The organism is Maribacter polysiphoniae (assembly GCF_003148665.1).
GTDB classification, from domain to species: domain Bacteria; phylum Bacteroidota; class Bacteroidia; order Flavobacteriales; family Flavobacteriaceae; genus Maribacter_A; species Maribacter_A polysiphoniae.
On record NZ_QGGQ01000001.1, the window covers coordinates 829,410 to 842,460 of the forward strand.

Annotated in this window: 13 protein-coding genes; all 13 read right to left on the reverse strand. The window is 41.5% G+C overall.

What is annotated here, in order from left to right:
* Positions 1 to 21 precede the first annotated feature (21 nt).
* Positions 22 to 1,626 carry a M1 family metallopeptidase gene (locus tag LX92_RS03435; RefSeq protein WP_109649063.1) on the reverse strand — a complete coding sequence of 535 codons (1,605 nt, stop codon included), beginning with the start codon at positions 1,624 to 1,626 and terminating at the stop codon, positions 22 to 24.
* Between the two features lie 35 nt (positions 1,627 to 1,661).
* Positions 1,662 to 2,942: an argininosuccinate lyase gene (gene argH / locus LX92_RS03440; protein ID WP_109648854.1), complete on the reverse strand. Its 1,281-nt coding sequence runs from the start codon at positions 2,940 to 2,942 to the stop codon at positions 1,662 to 1,664.
* A 28-nt stretch (positions 2,943 to 2,970) separates the two neighbouring features.
* The gene (locus LX92_RS03445) at positions 2,971 to 3,327 is read right to left on the reverse strand and encodes a four helix bundle protein (RefSeq protein ID WP_109648855.1); all 357 of its coding nucleotides are present in this window, start codon (positions 3,325 to 3,327) and stop codon (positions 2,971 to 2,973) included.
* A 29-nt stretch (positions 3,328 to 3,356) separates the two neighbouring features.
* Positions 3,357 to 4,433, reverse strand: coding sequence for a M20 family metallo-hydrolase (locus tag LX92_RS03450; protein WP_109648856.1), 1,077 nt, complete (start codon positions 4,431 to 4,433; stop codon positions 3,357 to 3,359).
* Positions 4,430 to 5,209 carry an acetylglutamate kinase gene (gene argB, locus LX92_RS03455; RefSeq protein ID WP_109648857.1) on the reverse strand — a complete coding sequence of 260 codons (780 nt, stop codon included), beginning with the start codon at positions 5,207 to 5,209 and terminating at the stop codon, positions 4,430 to 4,432. The genes LX92_RS03450 and argB overlap by 4 nt, the downstream gene beginning before the upstream one ends.
* Positions 5,206 to 6,147: an N-acetylornithine carbamoyltransferase gene (locus LX92_RS03460; RefSeq protein ID WP_109648858.1), complete on the reverse strand. Its 942-nt coding sequence runs from the start codon at positions 6,145 to 6,147 to the stop codon at positions 5,206 to 5,208. The genes argB and LX92_RS03460 overlap by 4 nt, the downstream gene beginning before the upstream one ends.
* 7 nt (positions 6,148 to 6,154) lie before the next feature.
* Positions 6,155 to 6,916, reverse strand: coding sequence for a glutamate 5-kinase (gene proB, locus LX92_RS03465; protein WP_109648859.1), 762 nt, complete (start codon positions 6,914 to 6,916; stop codon positions 6,155 to 6,157).
* A 51-nt stretch (positions 6,917 to 6,967) separates the two neighbouring features.
* Entirely contained in the window at positions 6,968 to 8,164 is a 1,197-nt protein-coding gene (locus LX92_RS03470) for a glutamate-5-semialdehyde dehydrogenase (protein ID WP_109648860.1), read from the reverse strand.
* On the reverse strand, positions 8,161 to 9,288 hold the full coding sequence (locus tag LX92_RS03475) for an aspartate aminotransferase family protein (RefSeq protein WP_109648861.1): 1,128 nt from the start codon (positions 9,286 to 9,288) through the stop codon (positions 8,161 to 8,163). The genes LX92_RS03470 and LX92_RS03475 overlap by 4 nt, the downstream gene beginning before the upstream one ends.
* A complete protein-coding gene (proC, locus tag LX92_RS03480; protein ID WP_109649064.1) occupies positions 9,285 to 10,085 on the reverse strand; it encodes a pyrroline-5-carboxylate reductase in 801 nt (266 codons plus the stop codon). The genes LX92_RS03475 and proC overlap by 4 nt, the downstream gene beginning before the upstream one ends.
* Positions 10,086 to 10,181: 96 nt before the next feature.
* A complete protein-coding gene (gene argC / locus LX92_RS03485) occupies positions 10,182 to 11,156 on the reverse strand; it encodes an N-acetyl-gamma-glutamyl-phosphate reductase (protein ID WP_109648862.1) in 975 nt (324 codons plus the stop codon).
* Entirely contained in the window at positions 11,149 to 12,339 is a 1,191-nt protein-coding gene (locus LX92_RS03490; protein WP_109649065.1) for an argininosuccinate synthase, read from the reverse strand. Before LX92_RS03490 ends, argC begins: the two co-directional genes overlap by 8 nt.
* Positions 12,340 to 12,369: 30 nt before the next feature.
* A complete protein-coding gene (locus tag LX92_RS03495; protein WP_109648863.1) occupies positions 12,370 to 12,993 on the reverse strand; it encodes a GNAT family N-acetyltransferase in 624 nt (207 codons plus the stop codon).
* Positions 12,994 to 13,051: the final 58 nt, after the last annotated feature.

Below are 13,051 nucleotides of genomic sequence, written 5' to 3' on the forward strand. Positions count from 1 at the left end.
GGGGTCTTAGTACAGGTTGACTTATTTTTCCTCAAACAAAAGCCAATAATCTGGATCTAATACAATGGTGTCAGGTTTGGTATCTACATTGATTTCGAACACTTCAGACTGTTCGTCCACTTCTACTTGTACGATTTTTATTTCATCGTCCTGTACAATGCCAATTTCGATGGGAAAATGGAAGGTATGATGGTCTTGTACTTGTTCGAGGTTGATTTTCACCTGACCATTCCCGTAAACCCATTCCCATTTAATTTCAGGGTGGCCTTTGGTAAACAACCATTGTTGAAAAAAGGATTCTAGATTCTCCCCGGAAGTTTTTTCCATGGATTTTTGAAAATCCACTGTCAAAACGTTCGCATTTTGATACGTCTTGTAATAGTCTTGTATACCTTTCCAAAACAGATTATCCCCCAACTTATGACGAAGCATATTCAATACCCAGCCCCCTTTTTGATAGCTGTTTATACTTAAGACACGCATAGGGTCTTTAATGGTAAGGTCAACAATGGGTGATGGATTCTGTTGGTAGTAATCAATGACCTGTTTCCTGTCCAACGCCAAGGCATCCTTTCGTTTTTCATCACCATATACATGCTCCATATATAAAATGGAAAAGTAGGTAGCGAAGCCTTCACTTAACCAAACATGGTTCCAATTGTTCTCGGTAGCCGAATTACCAAACCACTGGTGTGCAATTTCATGTGCAATTAAATCCTCAACCGTATTCATTCCGGTCACCGAATCCTCGAAATAAGCTATGGTTCCTGCATTTTCAAGTCCACCCCACTGTGTTTTTGCCTGCATATTCGCTAATTTGGCAAAGGAATAAGGCCCAATGTTATCAATAAAATAGGCAAGGACTTTTGAAGCCACCTTATAATCGGAAAACCCTTCCAAACGGTTTTCAGGATATACCCAAGCGGTTACGGGAATATTATGGACTACGTCCAATAATCTCGTTGCGAATTTGGTTACGCCGATGGTAACGACCTTCATGGCAACCGGTGCAGGTTCTTTGTACACGGTTAATTTTAAACCATTTCCTAGATTGCTTTCCTCTATTTTTTCACCAGTGGCAACCACATCATAATCCTCAGGTGCGGTAATTCCAAATTGAATACTGGCCTTATCGTATGGGTGGTCGACCGAAGGCAACCAATGACGGGCCAAATTGGGCCAATTGTCCCCAAAAAAGGAACGACGACCATATTTTGTCTTATCGATGACAAGTCCTCTTTGTGGTATGCCTTCATATAGAACTTTAAAGGTTTTTAAGCCTTTATCGTTGGTTGATGGGTTGATGGTTATTCTATTGTTCTCGAAAGTGTAATGGGCGGTTTTATCACTTTCAAAAACTCCGGTAACCTCCATACCATATATACCTGATTTACCAACAAGGTCCAATTCGAATGAATCTTCCTTCTCTTTAAACAAAACATGGATTATAGCCTCTCCTTTGATTTGGTCGGTATCGTCATTCAAGGTGAGATTAAAGATATAATCCTGGACATCTATCTTTTCGTTTTTTGGGTAGAGGTCCTGTGCTGTGATCTGCACAATACCCAATAGCAAAAATGCCGCGATCCAGATGTGATTTTTAAGGCTTACGATAAACAGTTTCATTCGATTATATTTTGAGGGGCATAGTGCGAGTAAAGTTATAATGTTTTTTTCATCTTTTCGCGAATCCCATCCAAACATAAGTTACCTAAACTACCTTCATGGGTATGTTCAATATCTCGTTTAGGAGAGAAAGTACCTTCGTTGATTTCCATTCCCATTTTTTTATAGGCATCACGGAAAGGCATTCCGTTTTGTACCAATTCGTTCAACGTATCCACACTAAAGAGGTAATCGTATTTGGGGTCTTCGAGAATGGTGTTGTTGATCCTTATTTCCTTTAGGCTAAAGGTTAAAATTTCCAAACAGGCTTTTAGATCCTGTATTGCAGGTACGATCACTTCTTTGACCAATTGGAGGTCTCTATGATAGCCGCTTGGCAAGTTATTGGTGATCAATATCAATTGATTGGGTACCGCTTGTAGTTTATTGCACTTGGCCCTTACCAATTCGAAAACATCGGGGTTCTTTTTATGGGGCATTATACTACTCCCTGTTGTCAGTTCATCGGGAAATGATATGAAATTAAAATTCTGGCTCATATACAAACAGATATCCATGGCCATTTTTGATAGGGTCGCGGCAATACTACTCATGCCAAAAGCAGTAGCTTTTTCTACCTTGCCACGGCTCATTTGGGCGGCGACAACATTGTATTTCATGGTTTCAAACCCCATTTCCTTGGTTGTGAAAGTCCTATCGATAGGGAAGGAGCTTCCATATCCGGCAGCGCTTCCCAATGGGTTCTGGTCGGCTACTTTATAGGCCGCATCGATAAAATAAAGATCATCAATCAAACTTTCTGCATAGGCAGAGAACCATAGTCCAAAAGAAGAAGGCATGGCAATCTGTAGGTGGGTGTAACCTGGTAGCATAATGTCTTTATGCTTTTCGGCCAAATCCATCAATAAATTGAATAAGGTGATTGTTTCAGTCTTTATTTCTTGCAGTTCACTTTTTAAATAGAGGTGCATGGCTACCAATACTTGGTCGTTACGTGATCTTGCGGTATGTATTTTTTTACCGGTATCCCCCAATTTTTCAGTCAGTAGATACTCTATTTTGGAGTGCATGTCCTCAAAAGAATCCTCGATGGTGAATGTACCATCTTCGATGGTTTTGGCAATAGCATCCAATTCATTGACCAAATCTGATGTTTCGGAATCCGTCAATAAACCGATTTTCCCCAACATTTTGGCGTGTGCTTTAGACGCGATGACATCGTATTTTGCCAATAGCAAATCCAATTCGCGGTCATTGCCTACGGTGAAATGATCTATTTTTTTGTCCGTACTAAATCCTTTGTCCCAGAGTTTCATTTGTTAGTTATAAGTTTTTGGAATATAGTTAAAAGTCACTATACTTTTTGATTAAGGTTATGGTTATTTTCTGGATTTCATCACATAAATCAAAGATGCTTTCGAGCTCATCCTTGGTGAGAAATCCAATTCTTTTTGAAATTTCCAATTGTGTTTTCAGTTCGTTGATAGACCCGTTAGAGATTTCTAAGAAGTTACGAAATACTTTTTTTGATTTTCTACCGGCCCCTTCGGCTATATTACTTGGTATGGAAACCGCACATCTTCTAATCTGACTTGTTAGACCGAATTTTTCCTCAAGGGGAAAAGAGGCTGTTGCGGTATAAACCTTTTCAACCAAGTCCATTGATTTTTGCCAAACAATAAGCTCTTTGTAATTGTACATCCAACTTCTATTAACTTCTAACTTAGGAACTATTGACCATTAAGGAATCCTTGTAATAATTTAATGTAAATAGCGATGCCCTCTTCGATTTCATTCACGTAAATATACTCATCTGCGGAATGGGAACGGGTACTGTCACCGGGACCTAACTTCATCGATTGACAGGTAAGTGCTGCTTGATCGGATAGGGTGGGAGAGCCATAGGTTTCCCGTCCCAATTTTATGCCGGATTGTACCAAAGGGTGGTATTTGTCTATAGAGGACGAATTCAATCGAAGTGACCGTTCTTGTAATTCACAGGGTGCTTCTGCTTTCAATATATCCGCTATTTCCGTATTGCTGTAGCAATCGTTGACCCTCACGTCGATAACCAAATCGGTATGGGCAGGAACCACATTATGTTGGGTGCCGGCATTGATTTGGGTTACGGTGAGTTTTACCTCGCCCAAGGCTTCGGATACTTTTTCAAACGTATAGTTTTTGAACCATTCCAAGACTTTTATGGTCTTGTAGATCGAATTGTCGTCGTTCGGATGGGCGGCGTGTGACGGAGTACCTTTTACAACGGCATCAAAAACAACCAATCCTTTTTCTGCAATCGCCAGATTCATCAGGGTCGGTTCGCCTACAATGGCAACATCGATTTTGGGTAAACTAGGCAATAATCCCCGGAGACTCTTAGGGCCTGCGTTTTCTTCCTCAGCGGTGGCCGCAATCAACAGGTTATGGCTTAGGTTCTCTTGGTCATGGAAGTTTGTGAAAGTCGCTAGTAAGGATACCAAGGCTCCACCGGCATCATTACTTCCCAAGCCATAGAGTTTGCCATCCACAATCTGGGGGTCATAGGGGTCTCGGGTATAAGCTTTGTTAGGCTCCACCGTATCGTGATGGGAGTTTAAAAGCAATGTAGGCTTGGTGTCATCCCAATATTTGTTTTTCGCAAATACATTGTTGTTTTCCCGTTGGAACGGAATATCAAATGCCTTGAACCAATTTTCAATGGCCTCGGCCGTATGATGCTCTTCCCCAGAAAATGATTGGATGGAAATAAGCTCCTTTAATAGTTCTATTGCTTTTTCAGTGAGCTTTTGCTGTTCTATTTTCATAAGGTTATTGTTGTAAATAAGGATGTTTGGGGTTGTAGCATTGAAATATCACCGATACAAACTTTGCCAACATGGTTGTTCAGTGCATGAAAACAGTTTTCCATTTTAGGAAGCATTCCATCGGCTATGGCCTTGGTCTTTAATAAGTCGGAATATGTTTTTGTGTTGATATGTTGAATTACCGAATTTTCATCTTCCACCTCTTTTAAGACCCCTTTTTTCTCAAAACAATAGTATAGTGTTGTTTCAAAAAGAGCACTCATCCCAATAGCGATTTCGGAAGCAATGGTATCTGCATTGGTATTCAAGAGTTGACCTTTTCCATCATGGGAAATAGCGCAAAAAACAGGGGTAATACCTGTGTTGATCAGAGTGTCCAGAAAATTTGAATCTATACTGTCAATATCCCCGACGAATCCAAAATCAATTTCCTTGATTGGTCTTTTATGTGCCTTGATGGTATTGCCGTCAGCTCCGCTAAGTCCAAGGGCATTGGTGCCCAGTGCCTGTAGTTTGGCAACAATATTCTTATTGGTGAGTCCGCCATAGACCATGGTGATGATTTCAAGGCTTTTGGCGTCGGTAATACGTCTTCCATTCGACATTTGGGATTCAATTCCCAATTGGGCTGCCAATTTTGTGGCCAATTTACCGCCACCATGGACCAATATCTTCAATCCTTCCAATTTCGAGAAGTTCAGTAAAAACTGTTCCAACCCAACTTGGTTCTCGATGACATTCCCACCTATTTTTACTATGGATAATTTTTGTTTCATTCTAAATTTTCCAGGATTTTTTTAAGTACAAGTTGTGCCGCATAGGTTCTGTTATTGGCTTCTTCTATGACTAAAGATTGCTTGCTGTCGAGTACACTATCCTCAACGATTACATTTCTCCGTACGGGCAGACAATGCATAAATTTCGCATCCCCCAATTTATCCTTGGTAATCATCCAATCAGTGTCTTGATTGAGGACCATACCATAATGGGAATAGCTACTCCAATTCTTGGCATATACAAAATCGGCATTTTCGAAGGCCTTCTTTTGGTCATACTCAATAGTTGCGTCTTTGGTGATATTTGGGTCCAATTCATACCCTTCAGGATGCGTGATCACAAAATCGGCATCTTGCAACTGCATCATTTGAACAAATGAATTGGCCACGGCATGGGGTAAAGCTTTAGGATGTGGAGCCCATGAGAGAACTACTTTTGGCCTGTCTTTGGTGTTGTGTTCGGCTAACGTAATTGCATCGGCCAAGGCTTGTAAGGGATGCCCGGTTGAACTTTCCATATTCACAATGGGTACGCTGGCGTATTGTTTAAATCCGTTCAAAACCTCTTCCGCTTCGTCTTTGACCTTATCCGTCAGGGAGGCAAAAGCCCGTATGGCGATAATATCACAATACTGGGAAATAACTTGTGCGGCTTCCTTTATATGTTCCGATGTACCTTGGTCCATAATAGTACCATCCCCATATTCCAGTGCCCAACCTTCGTTACCGAAATTCATCACCATGACCTCCATCCCCAAGTTCATGGCGGCCTTTTGCGTACTCAATCGGGTTCTAAGACTATTATTGAAGAAAAGAAGACCGATGGTTTTGTTAGTGCCTAAGGCTTTATCGGCATTAGGGTTCCTCTTTAATGACCGAGCCTCTTTAATCCAGTTGGGTAATGAATCGATATCTGCTATAGAGAGGTAGTTTTTCATGGAAATATTATTTTATTTTGGTGTGCTTACTGATGTCCATTATCGCATCTGAGATGAAATTATCTTTCAATCCGTTTACGATCCAGGTCTCAATACCTGCTTTTTGGGCAATGGCAGCCGCCTCAATCTTGGATTGCATTCCTCCTGTGCCATGGGAGGACTTGGAAGCGCTTATTTCATTGGATAAATCCTGTGTTCCTAAAACCGTTGGAATGGTTTCGGGAGTTCCATTTTTAAAAGATTCCTTGGTGTAAATGCCATAGGTGTTCGTAGCGATCATCAATAAATCCACTTTTAGTAAAGCAGCGGTCAAGGCGGCTAATTTATCATTATCCCCGAATTGAATCTCATCGGTGGCGACGGTATCGTTTTCGTTGATGATGGGAATAAAATTGTTCGCAACCAACACATTGATCGTGTTCTTGATGTTCGCCTTGGCATCGGTATTCTCAAAATCTGAATAGGACAATAGGCATTGTGAGGTGAAAAGTCCCAATTCGCGAAAATTCTCTTGAAAAATCCGCATTAAATGGGGTTGGCCAATTGAAGCCAAGGCTTGTTTAACATTCAATTCTTCCCCATGATGCTCCAATTTCACGAATTGTTTGGCTGCGGCTATGGCACCGGAGCTTACGATAATGAATTCATATTCATCTTTTAAAGCTTCAATCTGCCTGCCGATATCCTCGATTTTCCCCCTAGAAATCTGATTGGTTTCCTTGGTCAAGGTATTGCTGCCTATTTTTAATAAGATTCTTTTTTTGTTCATTGCATTTTTTCTTCGATCTGTTAGAATTCAAGAAAAACCGTCAGGTCTATGTTACCGAATTTGTCCACTTCCTTTTACATACCACTTATTGGTTACCAAATGTTGTAATCCGATAGGACCTCTTTGGTGTAATTTATCGGTACTTATGGCCAATTCGCCACCAAGACCAAATTGACCACCATCCGTAAAGCGGGTTGATGCATTGTGGTAGACCGCCGCAGTATCGACACTGTTCATGAATTCGGTAGCAGTAGTTTCATTTTCTGTTATGATGGCCGCAGAATGTCCACCCCCATATTGGTTGATTTTCGCAATCGCCTCTTCCAAATCGGTTACCTGGCCCAACAGGATCTTGTAATCCAAAAACTCTTCAAACCAAATGGCATCATCCATAATCTTGGAAGTGTTCGCAAGACCTTCTAGATGCCCATCGACCCATATGGCAACATTGCTTTCCAATAACCTCGCAATCAGCTTGTCCAAAAAGGCTGATTTGTTTGGTAATCGATCATGGATCAAAACCTTGTCCAAAGCGTTGCATGCCGATATTTTGGTGGTCTTTGCATTGATAAAGATGTCAAGGGCCATGTCTTGGTCGGCATCAACATCGACAAAGGCAAAATTATTTCCTCGGCCACTGACAATTACGGGGCAGGTCGCATGTTGTTTTACAAAGGCAATCAATTTTTCGCCACCTCGGGGCACGATCAAATCCAATTTCTGGGTCGGATTTTCCAAAAATGCTTGGGTTTCACTTCGATTGAATTGCAAATATTCGACCCATGCCGTCGAAACCTGGTTTTCTTGCAAGGCTTTGTGCCAGAGGTCTACCAAGACCAAGTTGCTGTTCAAGGATTCCTTTCCTCCCTTCAATAGAATCTTGTTGCCCGATTTAAAGGCTATTCCCGCAGCTTCAATCGTCACGTCTGGGCGTGATTCATAAATAATCAATACCGTTCCGAATGGGGCGGTTCTGTTACTGACCGACATACCGTTTTCATGTTCAAAATGGAATCGCTCTATATTCAAGGGGTCATCCAATTGGGCCAATTCCTGCAAGGACTTGATCATACCCTTGATCTTGTCGTCATCGACCTTTAGGCGATCGTACATGGCTATATCCGCGCCACTATAACTTTCCATGTCTTTTTTATTGGCCTCCAAAAGGGTGTTCTTTTCCTTTTGCAACCATTGTATCATGGAATTCAGAACGGCATTCCGTTGCTCAATATTCAGTAGTAAACTCATGATAGGGCCATTTTCAATTTATCGAAAAACACATCCAAATCCGCCTTTGTGATATTCAAGGCTGGTAAAATGCGCAATACATGTTTGTCTTTTGCACCACCGGTGAATAGGTGGTGTTCATAGATTAATTTTTTGCGGAGTTCGGCAACCTCAAAATCAAATTCGAGACCGAGCATCAATCCTTTTCCCTTGGTTCTTTTTACCTGTGGGATTTTTTTGGCTTCCTTTAAAAAATATTCCCCGAGATGATGTGCATTGGCCATGAGGTGTTCTTTTTCCATGACCTCGAGTACGGCCAAGGAAGCAGCACAGGCAAGATGGTTACCTCCGAAGGTAGTGCCCAATAAACCGTAGGAAGCTTCTATTTTTTCATGGATCAACACCCCTCCCACCGGAAAACCGTTACCCATACCTTTGGCGATGGTAATAATATCGGGTTGTATGTTATGGTGTTGGAATGCGAAGAACTTCCCACTTCGTCCATAGCCGGATTGTACCTCGTCCGCGATAAGAATCACATTGTTTTTCTTACAATGATCCGCTATTTGTTGATAGAATTCCAAGGAAGGTTCGTCCAGACCACCAACACCCTGTATCGTTTCAATAATTACGGCACAGACATCACCTTTGTTGATTTCCTTTTCAAATGCATCATTATCATCAAACGGTAAAAAGGTTACTCTTTGCTGTTTGTTTATTGGGGCATTTATTTTTTCATTATCGGTTGCGGCGACAGCGGCCGATGTTCTCCCATGAAAACTATTCTTAAAGGCGATGACCCTGGATTTACCCGTTTGGAAAGAAGCCAATTTCAAGGCATTCTCATTTGCTTCGGCCCCAGAATTACATAGAAAAAGGTTATAGTCCCCGCATTGTGAAAGCTTTCCTAGTTTGGTAGCCAACGCTATTTGTAATGGATTTTGAACGGCATTGCTGTAAAATCCGATTTTATCCAATTGGTCCTTGATTCGTTTTACATAATGTGGGTGCGAATGCCCAATGGATATTACGGCATGACCTCCATAAAAATCCAAATATTCTTGCCCTTTGTCATCGGTAACCACAATACCTTTTGCAGAAACAGGGGTTACATCATAGAGGGGGTATACATCAAATAATTTCATTGGTTATCTTTTTTAAATTCACTGATTTTATCAAAGGAAGCCACGATACCTTGGATAAGTGAAGAACTTAGCCCATGGTGTTCCATTTCGTTCAGCCCTTGAATGGTACAGCCCATAGGGGTGGTTACCTTATCTATTTCCTCCTCAGGATGATTTCCGGATGCGATCAACAATCCGGCCGCCCCATCACAGGTATGCATGGCCAGTTCTTGCGCTTCCTTGGCATCGAAGCCTAACTGAATGGCCCCTTGGGTCGTGGCGCGTATCAAACGCATCCAAAAAGCGATTCCACTGGCACAGATAACGGTGGCAGCCTGCATTTGTACTTCAGGAATTTCCATCGAATGCCCCATTCGGTTAAAAATGGCCTTGGCCAATTCAATGCGTTTCTTACCCTTCCCATTGGCGCAAATACAGGTCATTGATTTACCGACGGAGATAGCCGTATTGGGCATACTTCGGATAATATTATGGTCTTTGCCCAAAATGTTCTCCATCTTTTCAATACTGTACCCTGTAATGGTTGAAATGATGACGTGGTTCTCTGTGAGAAGGTCCTTCAGGTCCGTTAATAATTGTGCAATGTGTAAAGGCTGTACAGCAAAAATCAATATGTCCGAATTTTTAACGGCTTCCTTATTGTCGGTTGTAACCGTTACATTGCCGTATTTTTCAAAATGTTCAATATCGGTGATATTTCTTTTGGTAAGGTACATTTTGGTGGCACCGTTACTTTTCAAGATTCCCTTGGCAATGGACAATCCCAGGTTACCGGCTCCTATTATGGCTATTTTCATGAATACTATCTTTTGTATTCCCACAGGTGGGAATCTATTTAATCCTAATTAACTGTTTAAAACAGGTCTCGACTGGGCTCAACCAGACGATGATTTCTAAAATACCCCAGCTTTCAATTGCAATCCTTCACTTTCCATAAAGCCAAACATCAGGTTCATGTTCTGTACGGCTTGTCCTGATGCCCCCTTTAATAAGTTATCAATGGCAGAGGTAATCAAAAGCACATCATTGTGTTTATGCAAGTGAATATGGCATTGGTTCGTGTTCACCACTTGTTTTAGGTTGATGGGTTCCTGGGTCACTTGGGTAAATTTCGCATGGGCATAGAAGTCCTTATATAATGTAAAGGCATCTTCCAGTGTTCCCTCAAAAGGGGTATATGCCGTGGCCATTATGCCTCTGGTGAAATTGCCCCGCATGGGTAAGAACATGATCTCCCCTGGCTTTTCTTGCAAAGAGGCTATACTTTCATTGATTTCGCCCAAATGCTGATGGGTAAAGGGTTTGTACCAAGAAACATTGCCATTTCGCCAACTAAAATGGGTGGTGGCAGACGGACTAACACCAGCTCCGGTACTCCCGGTAACGGCATTAACATGTACTTGGGCCTTTAATAATTGGGCTTTGGCCAATGGCAAGAGGGCCAATTCAATAGCGGTGGCAAAGCATCCGGGATTTGCTATATATTTCGCATGGGTAATGCTTTCCTTCTTTAATTCAGGAAGACCATAAACAAATTCCTTTGTTTCGTAAACCGAATCCTTGTTCAATCTAAAATCGTTGCTAAGGTCAATAATACGGGTTTTATCCGAGAATTTGTTCCCGTCTAGGAATTTGGTCGAATTGCCATGTCCCAGGCATAGAAAAACAACATCCACATCCAAATTCACCTTACCCGTAAACTTTAAATCGGTCAACCCCAATACATCGGGGTGGGCAGTGGTTATCTCCTTATCTGCCCTAGTGGTACTGAATACGAAATCTATTTCCACCTTCGGGTGGTTCAATAGAATTCGGATCAATTCGCCACCCGTATAACCGGACCCACCGATAATACCTGCTTTAATCATTGTTGTGATTTACGTGATTGTATATTTTTCCTGCATTCGATATTATTTTGATAAAGCCCTTGGCTTCATCGGCCGTCCATCCCTTGTGCATCTCGCCATAGCTGCCAAAGGAGGCATTCATCAAATCGTGTTTGGATGAAATTCCGTTCAATCTAAATTGGAAAGGATACAGACTTACGAATACATCCCCAGAGACATTCTTTTGGGTGTCGGTAAGGAACGCTTCGATATTTCGCATAACCTCATCAAGATAATTACCCTCATGCAATAGCATGCCATAGAAATTACCTTGTTGTTCTTTTTGGAATTGCTGCCATTTACTGAGCGTGTGTTTTTCCAAAAGATGGTGTGCTTTGATAATGATAAGGGCGGCAGATGCCTCGAAACCAACCCTTCCTTTTATTCCGATAATGGTATCACCCACGTGAATATCCCGTCCGATGGCATATTTTGAAGCCATCGCTTCCAATTTTTCGATATTGGCTACAGGATGGTCCTTTTTACCATCAATGGCAACCAATTCCCCTTTTTCGAAAGTCAACGTTACCTCTGAAGGATTCTTTTCCTGTAATTGGCTGGGGTAAGCACTGTCCGGTAGGGGTAAATTTGAAGTTAGCGTTTCTTCACCGCCAACGGAAGTACCCCAGAGTCCTTTGTTAATGGAATATTTGGCTTTGTTCCAAGGATAGTCGACCCCGTTTTTCTGTAAATATTCTATTTCAAATTCCCTGGAAAGTTTATTGTCCCTAATAGGGGTGATGATCTCAATTTCTGGGGCGATGATTTGAAAGATCATGTCAAATCGTACCTGGTCGTTACCGGCACCGGTACTGCCATGGGCTATATACTTGGCGCCAATTTTCTTTGCGTAGTTCACGATCTCGATGGCCTGAACGATCCGTTCGGCACTTACCGATAAGGGGTAGGTATTGTTTTTGAGTACGTTTCCGAAAATCAAATATTTGACGACCTTTTCATAAAAAGTCTTTACGGCATTGATAGAGGTATAGGTTATTGCTCCCAACTCCAATGCTTTCGAATTGATGGTTGCGATCTCCTCGTCGGAAAATCCGCCGGTATTCACACTTACCGCATGGACTTCGAATCCTTGATCTTTTGATAAATACTTTGCACAGTAGGAAGTGTCCAAGCCTCCACTGTATGCTAAAACTAATTTTTTCATGGTCATTGGTTTTTGTCCCCTATAAAAGGTCTAATTTTTATGTTTCTTTTTTAAGAATAGCTGTTCCTTGATGCTTTTTAATCTTTGGAAGGCTTTACTGTTCACTTTTTCTTTTTTCTGAGCAGCTTGTTTTTTGGCCGGATCATATAACATACCGGTACATAAGCACATTTTTCGTTCGGTACGGGTAAGAATGTCAAAGTTTTTGCAGGTTTGGCAGCCTTTCCAGAATTGTGGGTCATCGGTAAGTTCTGAAAATGTCACAGGTTGGTAACCCAACTCGTAATTTATTTTCATAACCGCCAACCCAGTGGTTATCCCAAATATCTTTGCATCGGGGAATTTACTGGTTGAAAGTTCAAAAATGGCCTTTTTGATTTTTTTTGCCATTCCCAGATTTCGATAGTCAGGATGGACGATAAGTCCGGAATTGGCCACATATTTTTCGTGGCCCCAGACTTCGATATAGCAGAAACCTACAAATTTGCCCTTATCCAGTGCGATAACAGCATTTCCATTTTCTAATTTTTGCAGAATGTACTCTGGAGTTCTTTTGGCAATACCTGTTCCCCGAACCTTGGCCGATTCAGCAATGGTGTCACAAATAATCTCTGCGTATTTAAAATGGGATTCGTTAGCAATAACAATTTCCATTGTTACTAATGGTATTAATTAATTTGAAAAATGATTTGTTTGAAGATTTTGCGGAAAT